This is a genomic window from Kamptonema formosum PCC 10802 (assembly GCF_000332335.1).
GTDB lineage: Bacteria > Cyanobacteriota > Cyanobacteriia > Cyanobacteriales > Oscillatoriaceae > Oscillatoria.
On record NZ_KB235949.1, the window covers coordinates 125533 to 147576 of the forward strand.

The window sequence follows — 22044 nt, forward strand, 5'->3', positions numbered from 1 at the left end:
CGGTTTCTTAAAGAAACCGGGTTTCTTCACCCCGAAACCCTCCCCTGCAGCTGGGGCCAAATCTTATTTGATTATTAGACCCCAGGCAGAGCAAGGTTTGCCACCGGCATCCTGCGGTTTATTTAGCTTCAGCGAGTTGTGTTTCAGGAGAAGATCCCATTGCTTTCAGCAAGCGATAATTAGAAGCGACCGCCCCTGTAAAGGTAGGATACACCTTATACTCCACACCGAATTCTTCGCAAACTTCTCGGACAATTTTCGATATCTGCGGGTAGTGAATGTGACAGATATGCGGGAAAAGGTGGTGGGTGACTTGATGGTTAAGCCCCCCCATGTACCAGTTGAAAAATGGGCTGTCAGTAGCAAAATCAACCGTTGTCCGCACTTGGCAAATCGCCCACTCGTCATCAATTTCCTGCGTCACAGGATCGGGAGTTAAAAACTCGGCTGTTTCCATCACATGAGCCAGCATAAAAACGACACATATCGTAAAACCATAGGTCATGTACGTTAGCGAAACCCCCAGCAGCACCTCCAGCGGAGTGTAGCCAATTGCTAAAGGCAGACCTATGACGTAGCCCAGCCAAAGAACCTTGAATCCCAGCAGGGTTATCAACTCTGAGGTTTTCGGTTTGGGGATGACATGCTCGTGATATTTGCCTTTGATTAAAATCAAATAAACATCATATACAGACCAATAGAAAGGTATAAACAAGTAGATAAACCAGGTGTAAATGTGCTGGAAGCGTTGAAACCACTGGTGTTCTTGAGTGGGAGACATCCGCACCAGACCGTCCCCATGTATTTCCACATCATGGCCCAAGATATTTGTGTAAGTGTGGTGAAGGAAGTTATGGCGATATCTCCACAAATAACTTGAAAGTCCTATGAAGTCGTAAGTTAACCCCAACACACGATTTACCTGCGGGTTAGAAGAATAACCGCCGTGATTGGCATCATGCCCCACATTAAAGGAAAAAGCAGCTATTCCCAGGGCTAGAATCACACAGCCAAGCAGCTTCACCGGCACAGCCGCCGGTACGAACAGAACAAACATCCAAGATGAAATCACCCACGCGCAAATTATTGCGGTCTTCAGGTACATCTGAGGATTGTCTCGCTGAGATAGGCCCTCCTTCTCAAAATAAGCCTCCACTCGCCGGTTGAGCTCTTTTCGGAAACCGAGCTTTTTGGAAAACGTAACTTTGGCCTGTGTCATTTTACCTCATATGTACGAACCGATTTAGCATTATACCCTTTGGCAGCAGATTGCGCGTCAAATCAAGCCCGCTCGCCCTAAAAAATAGGAAAAATAGGACCCTTGTCGGCTGCCAGGATATTTTGCCCCCACCGGCACCGAACGGAGTGCCGGCTGAGTATCGCTCTTAAGAATATCAGGATTTTCACGCTTTCGATCGGGGAAATCTAATTTTTTTGTTAAAAACCGCCTTTCCCACTTGCCCCGCACAGGGATACCCAAATCTTAGCCAGCCCTTTGCATCTTGGCCGTTAGTGAGTTTCCCGCTAAATCGATTCAACTTTCTAGAATACCACAGCGCGCAGCGCGGCACAAAGAAGGGTGCCCGCCTGTCCACCCAACCTGCAGCCCGCTGGACTGGAGGCCGGCGAAATCTCAGCCCTGGCAGTATATCACACCGGCGTGCCGAGAGCGAAACTTTCTGAAACCAAGCCGGTGCGGCCATGGGCGCTGCGGGCCACCTGCAACGCCGGCTCTGCCGGTGCCCTGCAGGAATCCTGTGGCCTTCGCCCTAAATTCTCTAGTTGGCGCTCTCCAAAAGCGCCAGTGCCCGAGCGAACACAGGTTCCCCGGCGCGACTTTGCAGAATTGAGCGAGCAAATTCAACCAGTTCCCAATCCGGGGTGCTGTCGTTCTGGATGAGTTTGCTTGCGGAATAGTAGCTGACATCCCCAACCATTAATTCATTCGTTTTCCCTGTTTGCAGGCGCGATTGCTCCTGATTCCATGAAACGCACTTCCCTCGAAAAGTCAGCTGAAACCAGACAATCTCGCCATCTTTCAATTCAAAAAACACATCAAAATAAGGCTCGTCTCCTTGATACCATATTCGGATTTGCCGGCTATCTTTTTCGGCTCGTAATAGCTTCGGATCGATCCGGTAGAGTGAAGCTCCTAGCGCTGCAATTTCCTTCTGATTCATAGTGGCCCCCATTTTGCCATTCCGGCCCACTCTCACCTGTTTGCCCTTCGTTCGCAGGCTAGACGCCCCGACTGCCGGCTTGAACCCATCACAGACCATTGTAGCGAGTTTGCTCAGAGGGTGTTTATAAAGTAATTCTTAAGCCTGAGTGGGGCCCGAAACCTGTCCAGAAACCGGCTTTCTTTAAGAAACCCGGTTTCTTGTGAATTAATTTTTTTCTTTATAAATGAACTCTCAAGTGGCTAGAATTAGCCATGATATCAACAAGCGTGCCGGTGCGCTTGGGTTTGGCCTGCCGAGCGCCTTCGTAGAGCACCCTACCCCCCCAGCACCGCCGGCAGCGTCGCCCACAGGAAAACAGCCACAACCGCAATCGCCAGCACCCCCTGAATCAAATTGCCCACAACTGTTCCCAGCACAATCCCCACACCGGCTTTCAGCGCCACCTTCCAGTCGCGCCGGTAGAGATACTCTCCGACAATCGCTCCCAGCAGCGGGCCCAGCAGAATCCCCAGCAGCGGGCCACCAAAGGGCAGCGCCGGCAGCAGGCCCAAAAATCCCACCACCAAGCCGGCGATGGCACCAATCTGCCCCCACTTGCTAGCACCGGCCTGTTTTGCCCCCCAGTAGGTGGCCAGAAAATCAATCCCCACACTCAACAGCAAAACCGCAATTGCCACTCCCAGTGGCCACCCCAAACCGCTGAAACCGCTAGCCACTCCCCAGATGGCAATCGCCCCCAGAATCAAGCTCGCACCCGGAATGCCAGGAACCACAGCCCCCACCACCCCGACGAGCATCATAGCAACCAGAACCCAGTAGAGAACCGCCATAAACTTTCACCTCAATTCCGGGGACATTATTATTATATAGCCTTTCTCCTATTGGTGAGGTACGGAGAAACCCGGTTTCTTTAAGAAACCGGGTTTCTTCGCTGAGTTTTCAAATGATCTGTGAGCCTGACTTCAAACTCAACTGCCCTTATTTTACCGTCCAATTCGCTCAGCATCCAGCAAGCGAAGGATAAACTCCCCATAAGCGTCTTTCACCGGCAGATCCTCATCCACCTTAATCCGGCGTCGTTCAGTCACAACCGCTTTATTTTCAATCGGGTTGTAGCCCTGTTTCTCGCACACCTCCCAGTACAAGCCTGCTCCTCGGCGCTGCCAAGCCGGCAAATCATTGAAATTAATCCCGTGCTGGAACAGCAACTCATTTTTAAATCCCACCGACTGCCCCTCAAGCAGAGCAACCGCCTCCTCAACTTTTTTACCGCTTTTGCGCAGTGTCCAGTAACACAAGCCATTTAGCGCGCAGCGGGTGGCATCCGCCTGACGCCAGCGAAAGTAATCCACAACTTGAGACTGATTCGCACCCAGCCAGACACGGCTGTCGAAATTGACAGGAGTTTGGCAGGCGTGCGTGAAGGTTGCAGTGGCAATGCTAGCCGAAACAGACACAATCTTTTCCCACCGGCGGTCAAAAAAATCCCAGTCCGGACGGAACAGCAGAGAAATTTCATCGCTTTCCGTATAAGCGTAAATCGCTTGCATTTCTTCCATAAGCGCCTGAGCAGTTCGCACCATCAGGTCGTGAAAGCGCCGGTCAAACGGCTTCTCGAAACCTGACACCTGAGTGAACCGCGAGAACCCGCGCCCATCCACTCTAATCACCGGCCAGCATCCGGGAAGCAGACTCAGATTGTGGAAATATTCCAGCGAGCGCATTTGCTGTTCAAAGACATTGCTATCCATTCGCCACCTCATTTTCAGCGAGCGCCGTTACCTCAAAAGCCCAATTTCCCGCAATCCTGACGCAAAAAAGCTTGTCGAAGCCTTCTGCGAAAGAAGGGCGCACTAACTTCTTAACCGTTGCGTAAATCGCCACATCTGGCACGCAGGCTTTTCCCAACCGCTGCCGGTTGCGCTCCAGACAGCATTTCACCGGCGATTCAAAATAATACCCGGCAATCTCAGCCCCGTACTCTCGGCCTATTTGTATAGCAGACCGGCGCTCCTCAACCGTAGGGTTCGTATTGTCCACCACAACTGATCGCCCCGCCTGAAGAGCGGCTTCAATCAGCTGATCCTGCCTTCTGGATGGGTTCTTGTTGTTGCGAAACAAATCCTTGCTGACCAGCTCGTGTGTTGCCGCGAAATAGTTGCGAAAAAACGTACTTTTTCCAGAGCCCTGCAAGCCGGTGAATATCACTAATACCAATTTTGGATTTTGGATTTTGGATTGGGGATTTAAAATCTGGGAATCAAGGGGGTTTTGTCGTGCGGACAAACTGCTATTTATTTCCACTTCGTATGACTCCCTCTCTAATTTATATATAGCGTTTCTCAGTTGGATGAGCTATGGCCCAGAAACCCAGTTTCTTTAATAAACCGGGTTTCTCAGTCCCTCACTAATATGAGAAACGCAATATCTATGACTCTTTCTTTTTTCCTCTTGGCGTCCTCGATGTCTAGGCGTTTCAATTTACACAATTATGCAATTTAACATAAATTATAACTTAAATCACAGCCAGCAGTCAGCGCCACACTTGAGCTGACGCCGGCGTAATTTCCGCTCTACTGCGCCCAGAGGCTCCGGGGCGAACCGAGCGGATCGCCCTGATAGCGAGAGCGACCAGCGCCTCACCCCTGACCGGTCACTTCTGAGGGCAAATACTGGCTGAGAGTGTGGTCGAGTTTTTCCGCAATCCCCTCCACCCAGTTTTCATCTTGTTTGGTATAGCTGCGCGGGGCATTTGCGCCCAAAATCAGGACACCGCGACTGCCAATCGGCTGGCAGATGATGCCCTGGGTATTTTCTGGCAAATAGTCAAACTCGATGCGTCCGGGATAAACCTTTAAATCTACCAAATAAACCGGCTTTTGTTTTTGCAAGACCCGCTGCAAAATCGCGCCCGGTCTCACCTCCTGGCTGACGCCGAAAATTCCCCGCCGCAAAAGCACTCGCCCCCCATACCAAACCACAAGCGAGCGAGTCACCGTATTCGTCAGCAACAGCAAGCTAGCCCAAGCCAGTTCAGTTTTCACCGGCTCCGGCAAATCGGGAGCCAGTTCAAACCCCTGCTCGCCCTTCAGTTCAACGGCTAATGGCGAGCGCGGCTGCACTTGCTGCCACAGCAAACCCGTCAAAATCAGCAGGGCGGATAAAATCACGCCCAGGGCATCCGAGCGAGCTTGGAAATCAGTCAGCTCGGGTGCCAGAAAGCGATTGACCAGCAGCAGCACCCCCGCCAGAGAGCCGGCAAAAATCGGCAGCCGGCGCAGCACTTGATTTTGGTCTGGTTTAGCCATATTCAGCCTAAGCCTTCACCCCTCACCGCTCACTTAAAATCGTTTACCCTTTCAACTCGTCTCCGGGCTCAATAATTCTTTGGAACAGATAGCCGGTACCGCGAGCGGTCAGGATCAGCTCCGGATTGCTAGGATCGTCTTCTAACTTCGCTCTCAAGCGCGAGATGTGGACATCCACCACCCGCGTGTCCACATGGCGTTCTGGCGTGTACCCCCACACCTCCTGCAAAATTTCCGAACGGGAGAAGGGCTCGCCAGAGCGGCTGACCAAAAGCTCCAGGAGACTGAACTCCATGCCGGTCAGGCGAATCCGCTCATCGCCCTTGTAGACTTGCCGCTTGTTGGTGTCAATCCGCAGATTGGCCACATGAATCACCCCAGAGCTGGGAATGCCTGTTGCGCCCGTTTTCTCGACGCGGCGCAGCACAGAGCGGATGCGAGCTTCCAGTTCCTTGGGAGAGAAGGGCTTGACCACATAGTCATCCGCTCCCAACTCCAAGCCGGTGATCCGGTCTGCCACATCTCCGAGGGCTGTTAGCATAATGATGGGGACATCAGATTCTTTCCGCAACTCCTGACAGACGCCGTAGCCATCCAGCTTCGGCATCATCACATCCAGAACCACTAAGTCAGGGGTGGCGCTGCGAAAGGTTTCTAAAGCTTCTTCGCCGTCAGCCGCCGTCACAACATCATAGCCAATCATGGACAGGCGCGTTTCCAGAATCCGACGGATAGAAGCTTCGTCATCGACTACCAGTATCTTCTCTTTGTGGTTTTCCATCGCACTCCCAGCGCTCCTTAAGTTTGATTTCTCAGTATTAATTTTTTCTACTCTATCATTGGAATTATCTCACATTCCCCAGCCTTGAGAGCGCATAAATACTCACCCCAGGCCAGACTTCATGATTTTTTAATATTTCTCTGTTCAATTCAGGGTCTTTAACATCTAAACGAATGCCTAAGCCTCGAACACACTATATTTGCAGCGAATGCGGGGCGGAGTTCCCGCAATACTTTGGCAAATGTTCCGCCTGCAACCAGTGGAACACCTTGCAAGAGCAAGTGATTGCGCCCGCCGGCAGTTCGCCCAGGCCAAGTTTGAACGGCAGTTCCTGGATCAAGGAACACGGGCGAACGCCAGACAAAGCCAAGGGCCAGCCGCGCTCGTCACTGAAATTATCCCAGATTGCCGACGCTGCAGTGTCTCGCTGCTCCTCCGGCTTTGGGGAGCTCGACCGGGTGCTCGGCGGCGGGATCGTTCCAGGCTCCCTAGTGCTGATAGGCGGGGAGCCGGGAATTGGCAAATCGACCCTGCTGCTCCAGGTGGCCAATCAGCTGTCTTACCACTCCCGCATCCTCTATGTTAGTGGGGAAGAGTCGGGACAGCAGGTGAAAATGCGAGCCGGGCGCTTGCGAGCTGACCCGGCACCCGGCGATGGCCCAGATGGGCCGGGCAATTGCCGGCTGCCGGAAAGCAACCCAGAGGAAAACACTCAATCTCCAATCGGGCAACTCACAGCCAAACATGATTCCTCCAGCTCCCAAACCCCCAATTCTAAACTCAAAACTCTTAACTCTGAACCCCATTTCTACCTGCTGCCGGAAACAGACCTCGAAGAAATCCTCCGGGAGCTGGAATCGCTCAAACCGCATCTGGCGGTGATTGACAGTATCCAGACCATCTACTTTCCCTCCCTGACATCGGCTCCCGGCTCGGTGGCGCAGGTGCGGGAGTGCACCTCGGCGCTCATGCAGGTGGCCAAGCGAGAGAATATCACCCTTTTTATTGTAGGGCACGTCACCAAAGAAGGTGCGATTGCCGGCCCGAGAGTTCTGGAACACCTTGTAGATACGGTGCTGTTCTTTGAAGGTGACCGTTTCGCCAGCCACCGGCTGCTGCGCTCGATAAAAAACCGCTTTGGTGCTACCCATGAAATCGGCGTGTTTGAAATGGTGGCCAACGGTCTGCGGGAAGTCGATAACCCCTCCGAACTGTTTTTGGGCAATCGAGAAGAAATCGTCTCGGGAAGCGCCACTGTTGTAGCCTGTGAGGGCACCCGCCCCATTGTCGTGGAATTGCAGGCGCTCGTCAGCCCCAGTTCCACCGGCAGCCCCCGCCGCTCCACCACCGGCGTCGAGTCCAACCGGCTCCTGCAAATTCTCGCCGTTCTGGAAAAGCGGGTGGGAATCCCCCTATCTAAATTAGACACTTATGTCGCTTCCGTTGGCGGGCTTGTCGTCTCGGAACCGGCGGCTGACTTGGGCATAGCGATAGCCGTGGTGTCCAGTTTCCGGGACCGGGTTGTCGATCCGCACACCGTAATTCTCGGAGAAGTCGGTTTGGGCGGTCAAGTGCGCGCCGTTTCCCAGCTGGAGCTGCGCCTGCGGGAAGCAGGCAAACTCGGCTTCAAGCGAGCGATCATCCCCAAAGGGCAAATCCCTCCCGACTTGGGCTTGGAAATTGTGCCGGTAGCCAAGGTGCTCGATGCCATTATTGAGGCCATTCCCGGTCAGCCCAACCAAAACTTTGAGCCGGCAGACTCCGAAGATGAGTATGACGAAGAGTATGACGAGGAGTATGACGAGGATGAGGATGAGGGGGATGAGGGGGGGAATGGGTTTGTCGAGTCAGAGCCGGTGTTCTAACTCGCGCACCGGCATGAGTCCCATCACCGCACTCAGCCCTTCCGGCACTGCCGGCTGGCAGCCGGTGCCCTCCCGTGGCCGGTGGCCGGCGGCGTAGGGGCGGCCACGGGGGGCATCGGTCTCAACTTATAGCGGTTTTCATTCGAGGTGAGGTACTGAGAAACCCGGTTGCTTAAAGAAACCGGGTTTCTGGCATGTACTTCATCCAACTGAAAACCGCTATAAGATCAATCTTATGGAATATGGCGCTAAAGCTGACACCAATGCTATTGGGGGCCACCCCTATAGCTCCCTGGCTCCCGTTATGAAACTGTTGGCGAATCCGTGAGGGGTTTTGGGCGGGGTTTTTCGGCGTTGGGGCTGTGTGGGACTTTTGTTGCGGACCGGCCCGCCCCTATATGTTGGGGGCGGGTTTTCGGCGTTGGGGCCAGTTTCAGCCGGCCAGCTGCAGGAACGCCGGTGTCGCGTCTCGACCAGACACCAGTGCTCCGCCGGCAACTGCAGTCCCCCGAGCGTGTCCCCCAAGGCAGCCCAGGAGGGTATAGCGAGGGATAGGGCACAGCGTCCCGGAATAGGATACAGGATGTCTTTAACAATCCGGCACTCACCGGCACGCGCCGCCCCCTGTTTTCCGTAGCGACAGCTGACCCCAGGGATGCTTTCAATTCAGGGCAGATAGCTGATGTCACCGGCAAGGGGTATGCGTTTGCTTTTGAAGATATGCAGGTGAATGCCGGTGCGGATAGGGATTACAACGATGTGATATTTAAGTGGCAATCGCTGTTTTGTTGCAATTTTCGCCAGACTGGACTTTTGAAGTTATTGGCGAGGGCACTCTTCTGAATTTCCAGAATCCTATTAGCGCTCTTGATGCCAAACTCTATTCAGACTGCTGCGGCAGCGCTCGAAAAACAATAGCGTATAGCTAACTGAATCAAAATCCTGATTCTATTTAAAATCTCGAAATGCAACCCTTAAAAAGGCTTCCGTCCGGCATCGTAGTGTTATCAAAAGTAACATTCTTGCATCGCCCAAAGAAGACATCTTCTGTCTCAGCACCTTTCAGGCAGGTATTACTCAGATTCACATTGACCATGATAGTCTCGAACAGCCAGACACCCATCATTTCGGAATCACTGAGGTCAACATCAGTCATCTCGACACCATAAAAACTAGAGCCTCTGAGATTGCTCCTAGCTAAATAAGTCCTTTCTAGCCTAGATTGTAAAATTTGAACACCTATCATAAGTGCGTGTTCAAAATTTCCGTTTTCCCAAATAGTATGCTGGAAGAATGCACCGCACAGTTCAGCATGCCTAAAGTTGACTCCACTCAATCTCGCACCACTGAAGTCAGCACCTCGCAATTTTGCTTCACTAAAATCAGTCCCATTCAATACAATTTCGTTCCCCAGTCCCGCTCCACAGAGATCGGCCCGACTGAAATTGGCGTTGCTCAAATTTGCACTATCAAGGATAGCCCCACTCAAGTGTGCCCCGCTCAGGTCAGCCCCGCTCAGGTCAGCCCCACTCAAGTTAGCCCCACTCAAACTAGCCAATCTCAAATCAACCCCAGCAAAATCCCTCTCCCCACCGGCATACCGTCTGAGCAGTTCTTCAGCGTCCATAACTTTACTCCTTAATCCCTTAAGGATATCAAACCGCTTTCTCTCCCACAATTATATCTAAAAAGCCGCGATTATAACACCGGCATGGAAAAATATTATATGACTTGCCGGCACAGTGTTCTGTATAAGGCGGAGCGATTTTTCGGCTAGCCGTGGCTGCCGGCCAGATTTCAACAATGTCTGTTCCTCCGACCGGCAGCCATCATTCCTTATACTTCCATCTGGCACGCTCGTATTGCAGAGAGTGGCATCTTCAACGCAGAAGTAGCGCGTCTCCTGTTGGCGTGGCTGAGATTCGCGGAAGCGAGTTCCATCAAGACGGCTATGGCTGAGCGTGGCAATACAGCGAAGCCAACCTAACACAAATATGTCCTGGATGGCTAGAATATTAAATGACTTTACTCCGGGACTGTCCGGAGAGATTTTCAACCAAGAAAGTTCGAGCGTAGGACAGGATAGTAATATGCCAGAAATGCAAGCGATTTCAGCGGAAGAGTTGCTCACTCGGTATGCTGCAGGCGAGAGAGATTTTCCTGAAGTTGACCTGAGAGATGCTAACCTGACAGGTGCCGACTTGAGAGGAATTAACCTGAGTAATGCTTGGTTACAAGGTACTGACTTCAGCGGTGCCTACCTAGTGGGTGCTAATTTAGAATGGGCTGACTTGGAAGGTGTTGAGATGATTGGCACTAACCTCAGTGGCGCTAATTTGAAAAATGCCTGTTTGAGTCCGGCTAGTTTCGAGGGTGCAAACTTCAGTGCTGCCGACCTCACTAATGTGACTTTGTATGCATCCAACCTGGAGAACGCTCTCCTGATTGGCGCTAACCTTACTAATGCCGATCTTGAAGCTGCTGTATTTGATGGTGCTGACCTCACCAATGCTAACCTGACGGATGCCAAGAAATTCGGATACGGTAATGCCATATACCGGAACACCACTATGCCGGATGGGAGTATTAGGAGCGACGACATTTAAAAATAGAGGGAGTCAATATGAAGGCTGATAGCGAACCATTTCCTGTCCGCCGGCTTTTCAAGCAGTAACGCAAGAAAGTAGGCTGTAGCTATTCCCGCCTGACAAGCTCTACAGTAACGCATCTAGCTACAGCCATCATTCCTGATACTTCCATCTGGCATGATAGTATTGCAGAAGATGGCTTCGCCTAAAAAAGCAGCACCGCTGGCATTCAGTAAATTCGCATTCCTGAGATTAGCATTTTTAAAACTAGCTTCAGTTAGGATAGCTTCACTGAGATTGGCACCGCTGAGATCGGCTCCATAAAATCCAGATTGGTGAAGCTCGGCACCCACTAGGGAGGCACCTATCAAGAGAGCATTGTGCAAACTAGATTCAGTTATGTGAGCGCCACTCAGATCTGCGCCAGTGAGATTGGAGTCACTCAGCTCGACCGACAGCAGCCACGTCTCTTTCAGATTAGCACCGCTGAAATTGGTGTTAATCATTTCAGCGGCTTCAAGGATTGAGCCTGACAAGTCAGCCCCGCTAAGGTCAGCCCCATTCAGTGTAGCCCAACTCAAATTAGCTCTTTTCAAGCTGACTCCACTTAAGTTGATCCCACTCAAATCTGCACTCTGGAAATCGACTCCATTAAATACAGTGTCTTTATACTCCCTTGTTTCGTCCGAGTCCGTCAGCTCGACTCCTGCGAAGTTTCTTTCTCCAGCTCTGTACCTTCTGAACAATTCTTGGATGTCCATACTTCCTCTTTTTTAGCTATGTAAGTAGTGTTAGTTTAACCATAAGTTTGCCGGAACGGCAAGCTTATGGTTCTATTTGGTTGCGGCAAATGTTCCAGAGGACAAATCCATATAGCTTATCCACCGAGAGTTCTCATTGAGGGAGAAAGCCGACCCCAGAGCCTCCAGCAGGACAGGCTCTACCTCTCGCATCTAGCCACAGTCATCATTCCTGATACTTCCATCTGGCATGATAGTATTGCAGAAGATGGCTTCGTCTAAAAAAGCAGCACCGCTGGCATTCAGCAGATTCGCATTCCTGAGATTAGCATTTTTAAAACTAGCTTCAGTTAGGATAGCTTCACTAAGATTGGCATCGCTGAGATCGGCACCATAAAATCCAGATTGGTGAAGCTCGGCACCCACTAGGGAGGCACCCATCAAGAGAGAATTATGCAAACTAGATTCAGTTATCTGAGCGCCACTTATATCTGCGACAGTGAGGTTGGAGTCACTTAGCTCGACCGACAGCAACCACGTCTCTTTCAGATTAGCACCGCTGAAATTGGTGTTAATCATTTCAGCGGCTTCAAAAAGCGCACCTGACAAGTCACCACCGCTAAAGTCAGCCCCATTCAGCGTACAGAAGCTCAAGACCGCTTTTCTCAAGTTGACTCCACTTAAGTTGATACCACTCAAATCTGCACCCTGGAAATCGACTCCACTATATGCAGTGTCTTTATATATCCTTGTTTCGTCGGAGTCGGTCAGCTCGACTCCTGCGAAGTTTCTTTCTCCAGCTCTGTACCTTCTGAGCAATTCTTGGATGTCCATAACTTCTCCGTTCAAGCTCTTTAAGTAATTGGCGCTACCCAAAATTCTAATCTGTAGAAGGTTTTGCTGTCAACTTAAAAATGTCACCCTTCTTGGCGCTGAGAGCGCTGAATAAATGGCCAATAGAATAGAGAAAGTTACAGCTGATTTCAGAAATATCTATCCCTCAAAGCAGCAACCATCATTCCTTATACTCCCATCAGGCATAGTCGTGTTGCAGAGAATAGCATCTTCAACGTAGGCACAGGTAGCCCGTCTCAAGTTGGCGTGGCTGAGATTCGCTCCTTGGAAACGAGCCATGTCAAGACGGCTGCGTTGCAAATTGGCAGCAGTTAAATCAGCATTATAGATCCTAGTTTGGATTAGCTCAGCACCACAAAAAGCAGCTCCCATCAGGAGCGCATTTTCAAAATTGGATTTACTCAGGTTGCTATCGCGTAGGTTTGCTCCACTGAGATTGGCAAGTTTTAATCTAGCTGTTGTTACCATAGCTTTTCTGAAATCAGCCCAACTGAGATTAGCACCTTCCAGATTGGCATCTCCCAAGAAGGCACCACTCAAATTAGCGCCGCTCAGATTGGCTCCTTTCAAGTTAACCAGCGACAAGTAAGCACCTTTGAGATTAGCTCCTCTCAAATCTACTCCAATAAAGTTTCTCTCTCCTGCTGCATACCTGACAAGCAACTCTTCAGCTTTCATAATTTTACTCTTCTCTCACTTATTTTTTTACCCGTCCCACTTTCTATAATTATATCCCCGAACCCCCTACTTGGCAACTGCGCACGCTGCCATCAGGCATGAGCGTTCCCTCGAAATGGCAATCTCGAAATCTTACTCCGGAGCCCCTAAAGGTTTCCGGGCTGAATTCAGCACCAAGGAAGTCCGTCCGGAGCAACTTGGCTTCTTCAAACCAAACGCTTGCCAACCGGGCTTCCTTGAAGGTCGCCTCCGTCAAATCAGTGCAGACAAATCCCATACTGCTGATTCTCGCATTGTTTAAGTTGGCTCCACTCAGATTAGCGCCAAAAAAGCCACTCTCAACCAATGCAGCTCCCGTCAAATCGGCCCCGCTGAGATTGGCTCTGTCGAAAACCGATTGAAAAAATCTGGTTACCCGCAAAATGGCATGGCTCAGATCCGCCCCCTCGAAGTTGCTCTCACCCAAGTCAACATCGGTTAAGTCGGCTCCTCGCAGAATCACCCCGTCCATGAAGATTCTGACCCACCTGATGCTGCTCTTGCGCAGAATAATACCGCTCAAATCTAACCCTTTGAATTGTCCTTGCTCCCAAGACATGGATTCGGGAAAAGGAATCTCCACACTAACCTTCCTAAAGTTTCTTTTCCCTGCCCTATAGCGACGTATGAGGTCTCCAAAGAGAATCTTTTTCAGGCGCATACCATTTCTCCCACACAAGTTTCTATTCTTTAGAATAGCACGCCCCCTCAAACTCCCCCTCCCCGCACGGGGAGGGGGCTGGGGTGCCGAGTTCACCCCCGGAATACGCAACGCCCAAATTCATGCCACGCCAATCGGCAGCCCTCCCCCACAACCGGCACATCTCACTCCCTCAATCCCTCACCCCTCACTCAAAAACTTCAAATAAGAACCGCTCAACTCATTCACCGCTAACTCATAAAACTGCTTCCCGTGTTCCGGGGTCGCCAGCGCCGGATTCGACCCCATGCGACCGTCCGGATAGCGCCGGCGAAAATCCGCCGCCCCGTAAATCTTGTGGTCGCGAGAAACCTCCGCCTCCAGAGGCGCTTGGCATATCGCCTCCGGATAGATATACTGCGTTAAAGCCACCTCGCTCGGCGTCGCGTGCGAGCCTTCTTGCTCCCCATATAACTCTTTTGCCAACTTATAAACCGAGCCGCACATAAACCAGTTGCCGATCTCACACTGCACCCGCTCCGCACCGGCAACATTTAACTCCGCCAGCACCGCATAAGTCTCGGAAAACGCCGCCTTGAGCGTCGCAATATTGCCGCCGTGCCCATTAATAAAGAAAAACTTGGTGAATCCCGCCCGGGCCAAACTCACCAGACAGTCCCGAACCAGCAGTATCATCGTGCTGGGGCGCAAGCTGATGCTGCCGGGAAATGCCGTGTGGTGCAGGGCCATGCCCACGTTAATGGCCGGCCCAACCAGTGCGCCGGTGGCCTCTCCCACCCCCCGCGCAATCGCTTCGGCGCAAATCGCATCCGTGCCGATTAAGCCGGTTGGCCCGTGTTGCTCCGTGGAACCGATGGGGAAAATGATGCCGGTGGACTTCTGGAGATAGGCTTCAACTTCTGGCCAGGTACTTAAGTGCAGCAGCATTGCTAGGTTGTTACAGTAATCCTACAGGTTCGATCCTAGCGAGGCCGGCGGGTGACGCGCCAGGTCAGGTTAAAATCTAGTTAACGTTTGAAAAAAGCTGATGTTTCAGACCTCCACGACAGCACCGGCTGAGATTGTCTCCGGCTTCCACGCCCTCTCTGACCCCCTGCGGCTGCAAATCGTGCAACTGCTGCAGCAGCGGGAGCTCTGCGTGTGCGAACTCTGCGAAGTGCTGCAGGTCGCTCAGTCCAAGCTCTCTTTCCACCTGAAAACGCTCAAGGACGCCGGCCTCGTCCGCGCCCGTCAGGACGGTCGCTGGATGCACTACAGCCTCAATCCCCCCCAGTTTGCCGCCCTCGAACAGTACCTCGCCGACTGCCGGCGCTTCAGTCCCGTCCTGCCGGCTCGCTCCTGCGACTAACCCCCCGCAATATTAAGTTTTGTTTCACTGCCCTTGACGAATCAAGTTTTTTTGATACGATAGCCTCATACCCCAAAGTTAGAGCAATAGACAGTCAGTTTAGGACAAGGCATCTGACTTGTTAGTAGGGACAGGGACAGGCGAGACGCCTGTCCTACGTCCTAACCTAAATGGCTACTGCTATATCTCAAAAGCACACAGGAGCAGGGTGCGTTCCCTCTAGGAGCAACCCACTTCTGGCGGAATTTTGCGGCTTAATGTATCAAAATTTATTGAAATAAAGGAGAGCGAGGCAAACCCTCGATGAGTAATGCCAATGAGTGCGAAGAATCCAGAAGCCGGTGCCTCAGCCGTTAAAGCCGGCAGCCAGCTTAGCTTTTTTGAAAGATATCTCACCCTCTGGGTGTTTCTCTGTATAATAGCCGGCATTGCCCTAGGCCGGCTGTTTCCCGGCGTGGCGGTAGCGCTCGATGCCATGAGCGTCTATCAAGTCTCAATCCCCATCGCCATCTGCCTGTTTTTCATGATGTATCCCATCATGGTGAAGATTGACTTCACCCAGGCAGAAAATGCCATCCGCGCCCCCAAACCAGTCATCCTCACCTTAGTGGTAAACTGGATAATTAAGCCCTTCACGATGGTAGCCTTCGCCCAGTTTTTCTTGGCGTGGCTGTTTCGCCCCCTCCTCGCCGGGACGGAACTGCTCCGGGGCAGCGAAGTTCCGCTGTACAATTCTTATATTGCCGGTGCAATTCTCTTAGGGATTGCCCCCTGTACCGCAATGGTGCTAATGTGGGGGTATCTCTCCTATGGCAATCAGGGACACACCCTGGTGATGGTGGCGGTGAACTCGCTGACGATGCTATTTCTGTACGCGCCGCTGGGGAGGTGGTTGCTGGCGGCGAATGATTTAGTCGTGCCTTGGCAAACTATTGTGCTGTCGGTGATAATTTATGTTGGGCTGCCATTAGCAGCTGGGATGTACAGCCGGCACTGGATTCTCAAAAATAAAGGCAAAGAATGGTTTGAGCGCCGGTTTTTGCAGTATCTCAGTCCGATTGCCATTAGCGCTCTCCTGATTACCTTAGTGCTGCTGTTTGCCTTCAAAGGCGAGCTAATTGTTAACAATCCGCTGCATATCTTGCTGATTGCGGTTCCTTTGTTCATCCAAACCAACTTTATCTTTCTGATTTCTTATGTAGCAGCGCAGAAGCTGAAGTTGTCCTATGAAGATGCCGCACCGGCAGCCCTAATTGGGGCGAGCAATCACTTTGAAGTCGCGATTGCCACAGCAGTCATGCTGTTTGGCTTGAATTCAGGCGCGGCGCTGGCGACAGTGGTGGGAGTCTTAATCGAAGTGCCGGTGATGCTGATGTTAGTAGAATTTTGCAAGCGCACCGCCTTTTGGTTCCGGCGCGAGCCAGAAAAGGCCACTTTGCGCGACCCACGATGCTATCAGCAGGGCTAGCGTTTTCTTGGGGGAGATTTAGATTCTCTTGGCGAATGGAATTCGCTGCTATACAAACCAAGTCCGCCTGCGCGGACCTGAGAGAAGAGCTTCCAGCGTGTGGGATGCGTTCCCCCCTCTCGAACCTGCCGGTGAAGTGCCAGGGTAAAGGTAACGCCCCCTACTAATCTGTCTTGAGGTAAAAGATGAAACGAGTCATGTTTGTTTGCAAGAAAAACTCCTGCCGCTCCCAAATGGCAGAAGGATTTGCTAGAATACTAGGAGAGGGGAAAATTTCGGCAACCAGCTCCGGCTTGGACGCGAGCCGGGTGCATCCCACCGCAGTTCAGGTGATGTCTGAAATTGGGATTGATATCAGCAGTCAGACCTCTAAGCGGCTGAGCGATTTCAATCCGGAAGACTGGGATGCTGTGATTTCCCTGTGCGGGTGCGGGGTGAATTTGCCAGAAGCTTGGGTGCTTCGGGAAGTGTTTGAAGATTGGCAGCTGGACGATCCCGACGGACAGCCGGTGGAAACCTTTCGCCGCGTGCGGGATGAAATTAAGCAGCGGGTGGCAACATTAATTGAATCTGTAGGGGCGGGTTCGCCCGAAATATCTGCCACAAACAGATAACATTGATAAACCCGCCCCGGCACCCCCACCCTGTAGGGGCGGGTTCGCCCGAAATGTCTGCCACAAACAGATAACATTGATAAACCCGCCCCACACGGCAAACATAACTGTGACATTAACTAAAAAAACGGAGTGCTGTTATGAGCCATCTAAAAATTGAAATTCTTGGTTCGGGCTGCAAAAAGTGTTACGAGCTAGAAGAGAATGCGCGGCGGGCGGTTGCGGCGACAGGGTTGGAAGTGCAAGTGCTGCACATCACCGATCCCGTTGAAATTGCTAAACGGGGCGTCTTATCCACCCCTGCCCTCGCAGTGAATGGCAAAGTCGTGAGCAAAGGCAAAGTCCTTTCCCCGCAGCAAATCGAACCCCTATTGCATCCTTAACCTCTATTCTAGCAGCTGTCAATCATTTGCGCTCACCTCTCTCTTCTCTTTCTTGGCGAACAGGCGCGTCTTGGCGGTTCCTTAAAACCAATTCCAGCTCAACTATAACCGCTGCCCTTAAAAATCTCCGAGAGAGGAAACGCTTCTCTAATATAGCTGGGGGTAGAGGAACCGGCGAAATCCTGATGTGTGCCTCCCTCCCTGACTCCCAGCTTCTTAATTTTGCCTGTGACCTATCAGCATATTGTATCATGTTTGACCCTTTCTATCCCTTTGACTGGCTAGCCACCCAGATTGTCACCCGAGTGCTGGGTTTATCCCCCGACTCCCATCTGGGGTCTAGCTTGCATTTCTTTTTCTACGATGTTCCCAAGGTTCTGACACTTTTGCTGGCGATTAGCTTTGCGGTGGGGACGCTGCAAACTTTCTTGGAGCCAGAAAAAGTGCGGGACTGGCTGGGCGGAAAGCGCACCCTTCTCGGGAATATCATGGCAGCGGGGGTGGGGATTGTGACGCCGTTTTGCTCCTGTTCAGCTGTGCCGCTGTTTATTGGGTTTTTAGAAGCCGGTGTGCCGCTGGGGGTGACATTTTCTTACCTGATAGCAGCCCCGATGGTGAATGAGGTGGCGGTGGTGTTGCTGTGGGGGCTGTTTGGGCTGAAAGTGGTGCTGCTGTATATCGGGTTTGGGGTGGGACTGGCGATTGCTGCCGGTTATATTATCGGTTTGCTGAAACTGGAAAAATGGGTTGAGCCCTTCGTCTGGGAATTGCAAAAAGCCCGCGGGAGTGGCGAGGCAGATGCCGGCGATTCAGACGAGATAGCAATGACCTGGAAACAGCGGATCGAGCAAGGTCAATATTCAGCTGCCGAGATTTTTAAGTCAGTTTGGTGCTATATTGTAGGTGGGATTGCCCTAGGTGCCGGCATTCACGGTTACGCACCGGCAGACCTGATTGTCCGGTGGGCGGGTGCCGGAAATCCGCTAGCCGTCCCGATTGCCACTGCGATCGGCGTCCCCCTCTATGCCAACATCGCCGGTGTGCTGCCGATTACCGAGGCTTTGGTTAATAAGGGCATGCCTCTGGGCACCGCACTCTCATTCACAATGGCAGTGACAGCCCTCTCCCTCCCAGAGATCGTGATTCTCCGGAAAGTCCTGCAACCGAGACTGCTGGCGGTGTTTGTCGGGTTGGTGGCTGCCGGCATTATAGCGGTTGGCTACCTGTTCAACGCCCTGGTGGGTTAAGAGAATATTATGATTATTGTAACAAAAGCCATCAGGAGCCAATTTTTATTGTATGTATGGGAGTGGACTTAGACAACAGGCTCCGCAACTATGTTTTCTACTGAGTCAGTGAAAAGCCCTGCCATGCCAGACATAGGGCAAACGGGCCGGATTTTAGTAGTGGAAGATGAAGCTCTGATCCGGGACATGCTGGTTTTGGCCCTAGAAGGGGAAGGTTTTCAGGTCGCCACCGCCCCGGATGGGCGTGCCGCTTTGACTTTGCTGTGTGACTCCACTCCGAAGCACAGTGAGCTCCCGTTTGACCTAATTGTTCTGGACTTAATGCTGCCACAGGTCAACGGTCTGGATCTGTGCCGCTTGTTGCGGCATCAAGGCAACCATGTACCGATTTTGATTCTCAGCGCCAAGGGCAGCGAAACCGATCGCGTCTTGGGGCTGGAAGTGGGAGCTGATGACTACTTGACAAAACCTTTCAGCATGCGGGAGCTCGTTGCCCGCTGCAGAGCCCTGTTGCGCCGGCAGCGCTTGAACTTTTCGCCGCAGTCGCCGGTGCTGCAGTTTGGGGATATCGCCCTCTACCCCCAAGAGTGCCGGGTGATTGTCCGGGGGGAGGAATTGAGCCTGTCGCCCAAGGAATACAAGCTGCTGGAGCTGTTTATGAGCTACCCCCGCCGGGTGTGGTCGCGGGACCTGCTGCTCGATCAGGTGTGGGGACAGGATTTCATTGGCGACAGCAAAACAGTAGACGTTCATATCCGCTGGTTGCGGGAGAAACTGGAGCGCGATCCCAGCCAGCCGGAATACATCATTACAGTACGGGGATTTGGCTATCGGTTAGGCTGAAGAAGGTGGTGAGTGATGAGTGCCCAGCGCCAAAGTGAATGCAAAACTCACTCCTCACAACTCAAAACTTTCTTTGCGAGGGGACACCAGATGGCTCTAGCCGCATTTTTTCTGGGTTTAGCTCTAGGGCTCGGGTTTTGCCTGATGCAGCAGCTGTGGCGAAACCAGCAGCTGCTGCGGCTTCTGGGGATGCTTCCGGAAGATGATGTGGGGAATTCCCTGCCCGAGATAGCTCGCTTGCGGCGCTCAATTGCCCGGGTGAACCAGCAACTGCAGCAGCTGGAGGTGCAAGTGCAAACCTGGAAGCAGATTCTCCAAGTCGCGCCAACCGGCTACCTGCAGGTGGATGAAGAAAATCAGCTGCTCTGGTGCAACGAGCAGGCGCGACAGCTGTTGAGCATTCACAACTGGGAGCCTGAACAGTTGCGCTTGCTGCTCAAGGTGGTGCGCTCCTACGAACTCGACCAGCTGATCGAGCAAACCAGACAGCGCCAGCAGCCGTGTGAGTGCCAGTGGGTGTTCCACCCAGCCATTGCGGATGGGGAGGCGCAGCGCCGGGGCGCGCTAACGCTGCGGGGCTACAGCTGGCCACTGCCAGCCGGTCAAGTGGGCGTGTTTCTGGAAAACCGGCAGGACTTTGTAGCGCTCTCTCAAGCGCGCAACCGCTGGGTTTCGGATTTAGCCCACGAACTGAGAACCCCGCTGACCTCGATTCGCTTAGTGGCGGAAACCTTGCAGGGGCGTCTGGAACCTCCCTTGAGCACTTGGGTGCAGCGCATGCTTGTGGAAACCAACCGGCTGATCAAGCTGGTGCAGGACTGGCTTGACCTGATCCAGATGGAAGCCGACCCCAGCAAAAATCTGAAGCGCAAACCCCTGGAACTGCAAGCTTTGATTGAGTCTGTCTGGCAAAGCCTGGAGCCGCTGGCCAAACAGAAACAGCTTTCCGTGGCCTATTCCGAACCCGAAAAGCTGCTGGTAGACGCCGACGAGTCCGGTCTTTACCGAGTCTTCCTCAATTTATTCGATAACAGCATTCGCTACAGCCCCCACCAGGGAACGATTCAAGTCAGCGCCTGCCTCTCGCCGGCACAGGATGCCCCCACAGACGCGGCGGGGCGAGAGCAGGTTCAAATCGATATCATTGATGCCGGTCCGGGCTTTCCAGAAGCCGACCTCCCCTATGTGTTTGACCGGCTCTATCGGGGCGATCCCTCGCGAGCCCGAGGCGTGTGGGCCACAAACGGCCTTCCCCCACAGGCGGCATCGGGCCATTCCGAAATCCTCTCCTCCTCCAGCACCGGCAGCGGTCTGGGCTTGGCCATAGTCCAGCAGATCGTCCTCGCCCACGGCGGAACCGTCACCGCCCGCAACCACCCCCAAACTGGCGGTGCGTGGCTGCAAATCCATTTATTCGCTCCCATTTCCCGGATTGCCTAGTATCAAGAAACCCGGTTTCTCAAAGAAACCGGGTTTCTGAGGGTCGCACTCACCAGGACGTCTGGCTTCCCTCGCACGCCGGTTTAATATGTTAAATTATGTATCGTTAACGGCAACCCTGAAATTTTTCCTTCAAAATAAGTTATGATAAAAAGTTTGCTTTTCAAAGGGACAGGATTGAGCCATCTTCCCGATCGCCGGTGCCAGCCGCCGGTCCGATTTGGCCCCGACGCCAGAACTCGGGCGTGAAATGTAGTGAAAAGCACTCTTGAGACTGGCAGCCCTGTGCTAGCTAATGTTACCGTCGTTACTATTTTAAACAACTGGGGTGAATCCTGCGTCTTCCAATCCAAATAGTGAGCGAACTAATTTCGAGCGCCAGATTAAGCGCTTAGAGCGGGATGTTTTGCGCATGGGCGCTTTGGTGGAAAACTCCTTTCGCCTCAGCCACCAGGCGCTGTTCCAGCGGGACTTAGCTGCGGCTCAGGCCATTCCCTCGCTGGACAAGCAGATCGATCAATTTTACCGGCAAATCGAGTCCGACTGCGTGCTGCTGATGACGCTGCGAGCGCCGGCGGCGCAAGACTCCCGACTCTTGGGCGCTTTTATGCAGCTGGTGCGCGACATCGAGCGCATCGGCGACTACGCTAAAGACCTGGCAGAGATTGCCATTAAACTGTTCCCATACCCAGTCCACCCCTGCATGCCTGAAGTTGAGGTGATGTCCCAAGACGCCCAAGCGATGCTGGGGATGAGCCTTCTGGCTCTGGCCAATTTGGATGCGGAGGCGGGGCGCAGGTTGAAAGATCAGGATTCTACCGTCGATCGCGCCTACGACAGCCTGTACCAAACTTTGGCCCACCAGCGGGATGTCAAGGGGGTGGTGGAGCCTATCCTGTTGCTGGCGCTGGTGATCCGCCACTTGGAGCGTATGGCTGACCACGCTACTAATATCGGTCAGCGTGTGGCTTATATTGTTACTGGACAGCGGGGTTAGTTTTTT

25 protein-coding genes are annotated in these 22044 nt (G+C 52.6%); 12 read left to right on the top strand and 13 right to left on the bottom strand.

Features of this window, described 5'->3' with window-relative positions:
* Positions 1–118: 118 nt before the first annotated feature.
* From OSC10802_RS0131135 to rpaB, 7 genes are all read right to left on the bottom strand, one after another.
* Positions 119–1219, bottom strand: a complete 1101-nt coding sequence (locus OSC10802_RS0131135) for a fatty acid desaturase family protein (RefSeq protein ID WP_017720680.1) — start codon at positions 1217–1219, stop codon at positions 119–121.
* Positions 1220–1778: 559 nt separating this feature from the next.
* Positions 1779–2279: a hypothetical protein gene (locus tag OSC10802_RS0131145; RefSeq protein WP_017720682.1), complete on the bottom strand. Its 501-nt coding sequence runs from the start codon at positions 2277–2279 to the stop codon at positions 1779–1781.
* 218 nt (positions 2280–2497) lie between these two features.
* Positions 2498–3013 (bottom strand): DUF456 domain-containing protein, encoded by a 516-nt coding sequence (locus OSC10802_RS0131150; RefSeq protein ID WP_017720683.1) that lies wholly within the window; start codon positions 3011–3013, stop codon positions 2498–2500.
* A gap of 153 nt (positions 3014–3166) precedes the next feature.
* The gene (locus OSC10802_RS0131155; RefSeq protein ID WP_017720684.1) at positions 3167–3934 is read right to left on the bottom strand and encodes a tRNA(His) guanylyltransferase Thg1 family protein; all 768 of its coding nucleotides are present in this window, start codon (positions 3932–3934) and stop codon (positions 3167–3169) included.
* Positions 3927–4391 (bottom strand): ATP-binding protein, encoded by a 465-nt coding sequence (locus OSC10802_RS0131160; protein ID WP_232731877.1) that lies wholly within the window; start codon positions 4389–4391, stop codon positions 3927–3929. Before OSC10802_RS0131160 ends, OSC10802_RS0131155 begins: the two co-directional genes overlap by 8 nt.
* Before the next feature lie 431 nt (positions 4392–4822).
* Positions 4823–5491: a cofactor assembly of complex C subunit B gene (locus OSC10802_RS0131165; protein ID WP_017720686.1), complete on the bottom strand. Its 669-nt coding sequence runs from the start codon at positions 5489–5491 to the stop codon at positions 4823–4825.
* 43 nt (positions 5492–5534) lie between these two features.
* The gene (rpaB, locus tag OSC10802_RS0131170) at positions 5535–6272 is read right to left on the bottom strand and encodes a response regulator transcription factor RpaB (protein WP_017720687.1); all 738 of its coding nucleotides are present in this window, start codon (positions 6270–6272) and stop codon (positions 5535–5537) included.
* Positions 6273–6445: 173 nt separating this feature from the next.
* Here rpaB and radA point away from each other — a divergent pair, with 173 nt between their 5' ends.
* From radA to OSC10802_RS46880, 3 genes are all read left to right on the top strand, one after another.
* Positions 6446–8137 carry a DNA repair protein RadA gene (radA, locus tag OSC10802_RS0131175; RefSeq protein WP_017720688.1) on the top strand — a complete coding sequence of 564 codons (1692 nt, stop codon included), beginning with the start codon at positions 6446–6448 and terminating at the stop codon, positions 8135–8137.
* Positions 8106–8234 (top strand): hypothetical protein, encoded by a 129-nt coding sequence (locus tag OSC10802_RS55975; RefSeq protein ID WP_255349211.1) that lies wholly within the window; start codon positions 8106–8108, stop codon positions 8232–8234. Before radA ends, OSC10802_RS55975 begins: the two co-directional genes overlap by 32 nt.
* 479 nt (positions 8235–8713) lie before the next feature.
* Positions 8714–8980: a DUF4114 domain-containing protein gene (locus OSC10802_RS46880; protein WP_082218437.1), complete on the top strand. Its 267-nt coding sequence runs from the start codon at positions 8714–8716 to the stop codon at positions 8978–8980.
* Positions 8981–9089: 109 nt separating this feature from the next.
* Here OSC10802_RS46880 and OSC10802_RS46885 read toward each other — a convergent pair whose 3' ends face one another.
* Entirely contained in the window at positions 9090–9764 is a 675-nt protein-coding gene (locus tag OSC10802_RS46885) for a pentapeptide repeat-containing protein (protein WP_071593393.1), read from the bottom strand.
* 367 nt (positions 9765–10131) lie between these two features.
* Here OSC10802_RS46885 and OSC10802_RS42725 point away from each other — a divergent pair, with 367 nt between their 5' ends.
* The gene (locus tag OSC10802_RS42725; protein ID WP_017720692.1) at positions 10132–10743 is read left to right on the top strand and encodes a pentapeptide repeat-containing protein; all 612 of its coding nucleotides are present in this window, start codon (positions 10132–10134) and stop codon (positions 10741–10743) included.
* Between the two features lie 122 nt (positions 10744–10865).
* Here OSC10802_RS42725 and OSC10802_RS0131200 read toward each other — a convergent pair whose 3' ends face one another.
* From OSC10802_RS0131200 to OSC10802_RS0131225, 5 genes are all read right to left on the bottom strand, one after another.
* Positions 10866–11486, bottom strand: a complete 621-nt coding sequence (locus OSC10802_RS0131200; RefSeq protein ID WP_017720693.1) for a pentapeptide repeat-containing protein — start codon at positions 11484–11486, stop codon at positions 10866–10868.
* Positions 11487–11678: 192 nt separating this feature from the next.
* Complete coding sequence (locus OSC10802_RS0131210; RefSeq protein ID WP_017720695.1) at positions 11679–12299, bottom strand: pentapeptide repeat-containing protein; 621 nt, start codon at positions 12297–12299, stop codon at positions 11679–11681.
* Between the two features lie 159 nt (positions 12300–12458).
* Positions 12459–12998, bottom strand: a complete 540-nt coding sequence (locus OSC10802_RS0131215) for a pentapeptide repeat-containing protein (protein ID WP_017720696.1) — start codon at positions 12996–12998, stop codon at positions 12459–12461.
* Between the two features lie 49 nt (positions 12999–13047).
* A complete protein-coding gene (locus OSC10802_RS45030) occupies positions 13048–13620 on the bottom strand; it encodes a pentapeptide repeat-containing protein (protein WP_017720697.1) in 573 nt (190 codons plus the stop codon).
* A 258-nt stretch (positions 13621–13878) separates the two neighbouring features.
* Positions 13879–14625 carry a creatininase family protein gene (locus OSC10802_RS0131225; RefSeq protein WP_017720698.1) on the bottom strand — a complete coding sequence of 249 codons (747 nt, stop codon included), beginning with the start codon at positions 14623–14625 and terminating at the stop codon, positions 13879–13881.
* Between the two features lie 100 nt (positions 14626–14725).
* Between OSC10802_RS0131225 and OSC10802_RS0131230 the strand changes: the two genes are divergently transcribed.
* The 8 genes from OSC10802_RS0131230 (at position 14726) to phoU (ending at position 22038) form a co-directional block, all read left to right on the top strand.
* The gene (locus OSC10802_RS0131230) at positions 14726–15046 is read left to right on the top strand and encodes an ArsR/SmtB family transcription factor (protein WP_017720699.1); all 321 of its coding nucleotides are present in this window, start codon (positions 14726–14728) and stop codon (positions 15044–15046) included.
* Between the two features lie 310 nt (positions 15047–15356).
* Complete coding sequence (gene arsB, locus OSC10802_RS0131235; protein ID WP_017720700.1) at positions 15357–16514, top strand: ACR3 family arsenite efflux transporter; 1158 nt, start codon at positions 15357–15359, stop codon at positions 16512–16514.
* Positions 16515–16699: 185 nt separating this feature from the next.
* Positions 16700–17128 carry an arsenate reductase, glutathione/glutaredoxin type gene (arsC, locus tag OSC10802_RS0131240; protein ID WP_026098977.1) on the top strand — a complete coding sequence of 143 codons (429 nt, stop codon included), beginning with the start codon at positions 16700–16702 and terminating at the stop codon, positions 17126–17128.
* A gap of 140 nt (positions 17129–17268) precedes the next feature.
* Positions 17269–17511 (top strand): thioredoxin family protein, encoded by a 243-nt coding sequence (locus OSC10802_RS0131245; RefSeq protein WP_017720702.1) that lies wholly within the window; start codon positions 17269–17271, stop codon positions 17509–17511.
* A 251-nt stretch (positions 17512–17762) separates the two neighbouring features.
* Entirely contained in the window at positions 17763–18758 is a 996-nt protein-coding gene (locus OSC10802_RS0131250) for a permease (protein WP_017720703.1), read from the top strand.
* A 90-nt stretch (positions 18759–18848) separates the two neighbouring features.
* Positions 18849–19601 (top strand): response regulator transcription factor, encoded by a 753-nt coding sequence (locus OSC10802_RS0131255; RefSeq protein WP_026098978.1) that lies wholly within the window; start codon positions 18849–18851, stop codon positions 19599–19601.
* A 15-nt stretch (positions 19602–19616) separates the two neighbouring features.
* Positions 19617–21041, top strand: a complete 1425-nt coding sequence (locus OSC10802_RS0131260) for a sensor histidine kinase (protein ID WP_369797137.1) — start codon at positions 19617–19619, stop codon at positions 21039–21041.
* 328 nt (positions 21042–21369) lie between these two features.
* Entirely contained in the window at positions 21370–22038 is a 669-nt protein-coding gene (phoU, locus tag OSC10802_RS0131265) for a phosphate signaling complex protein PhoU (protein WP_017720706.1), read from the top strand.
* Positions 22039–22044 lie beyond the last annotated feature (6 nt).

Coding starts and splice junctions, on each gene's coding strand:
- rpaB (WP_017720687.1), bottom strand. CDS start 6,272: ATGGAAAACCACAAAGAGAAGATACTGGTAGTCGATGACGAAGCTTCT.
- OSC10802_RS0131210 (WP_017720695.1), bottom strand. CDS start 12,299: ATGGACATCCAAGAATTGCTCAGAAGGTACAGAGCTGGAGAAAGAAAC.
- OSC10802_RS0131215 (WP_017720696.1), bottom strand. CDS start 12,998: ATGAAAGCTGAAGAGTTGCTTGTCAGGTATGCAGCAGGAGAGAGAAAC.
- OSC10802_RS0131230 (WP_017720699.1), top strand. CDS start 14,726: ATGTTTCAGACCTCCACGACAGCACCGGCTGAGATTGTCTCCGGCTTC.
- OSC10802_RS0131260 (WP_369797137.1), top strand. CDS start 19,617: ATGAGTGCCCAGCGCCAAAGTGAATGCAAAACTCACTCCTCACAACTC.
- OSC10802_RS0131250 (WP_017720703.1), top strand. CDS start 17,763: ATGTTTGACCCTTTCTATCCCTTTGACTGGCTAGCCACCCAGATTGTC.
- arsB (WP_017720700.1), top strand. CDS start 15,357: ATGCCAATGAGTGCGAAGAATCCAGAAGCCGGTGCCTCAGCCGTTAAA.
- OSC10802_RS0131165 (WP_017720686.1), bottom strand. CDS start 5,491: ATGGCTAAACCAGACCAAAATCAAGTGCTGCGCCGGCTGCCGATTTTT.
- OSC10802_RS42725 (WP_017720692.1), top strand. CDS start 10,132: ATGTCCTGGATGGCTAGAATATTAAATGACTTTACTCCGGGACTGTCC.
- OSC10802_RS0131255 (WP_026098978.1), top strand. CDS start 18,849: ATGTTTTCTACTGAGTCAGTGAAAAGCCCTGCCATGCCAGACATAGGG.
- OSC10802_RS0131225 (WP_017720698.1), bottom strand. CDS start 14,625: ATGCTGCTGCACTTAAGTACCTGGCCAGAAGTTGAAGCCTATCTCCAG.
- OSC10802_RS0131245 (WP_017720702.1), top strand. CDS start 17,269: ATGAGCCATCTAAAAATTGAAATTCTTGGTTCGGGCTGCAAAAAGTGT.
- OSC10802_RS0131155 (WP_017720684.1), bottom strand. CDS start 3,934: ATGGATAGCAATGTCTTTGAACAGCAAATGCGCTCGCTGGAATATTTC.
- arsC (WP_026098977.1), top strand. CDS start 16,700: ATGAAACGAGTCATGTTTGTTTGCAAGAAAAACTCCTGCCGCTCCCAA.
- OSC10802_RS0131135 (WP_017720680.1), bottom strand. CDS start 1,219: ATGACACAGGCCAAAGTTACGTTTTCCAAAAAGCTCGGTTTCCGAAAA.
- OSC10802_RS0131150 (WP_017720683.1), bottom strand. CDS start 3,013: ATGGCGGTTCTCTACTGGGTTCTGGTTGCTATGATGCTCGTCGGGGTG.
- OSC10802_RS55975 (WP_255349211.1), top strand. CDS start 8,106: ATGGGTTTGTCGAGTCAGAGCCGGTGTTCTAACTCGCGCACCGGCATG.
- OSC10802_RS46885 (WP_071593393.1), bottom strand. CDS start 9,764: ATGGACGCTGAAGAACTGCTCAGACGGTATGCCGGTGGGGAGAGGGAT.
- radA (WP_017720688.1), top strand. CDS start 6,446: ATGCCTAAGCCTCGAACACACTATATTTGCAGCGAATGCGGGGCGGAG.
- OSC10802_RS0131145 (WP_017720682.1), bottom strand. CDS start 2,279: ATGGTCTGTGATGGGTTCAAGCCGGCAGTCGGGGCGTCTAGCCTGCGA.
- OSC10802_RS0131200 (WP_017720693.1), bottom strand. CDS start 11,486: ATGGACATCCAAGAATTGTTCAGAAGGTACAGAGCTGGAGAAAGAAAC.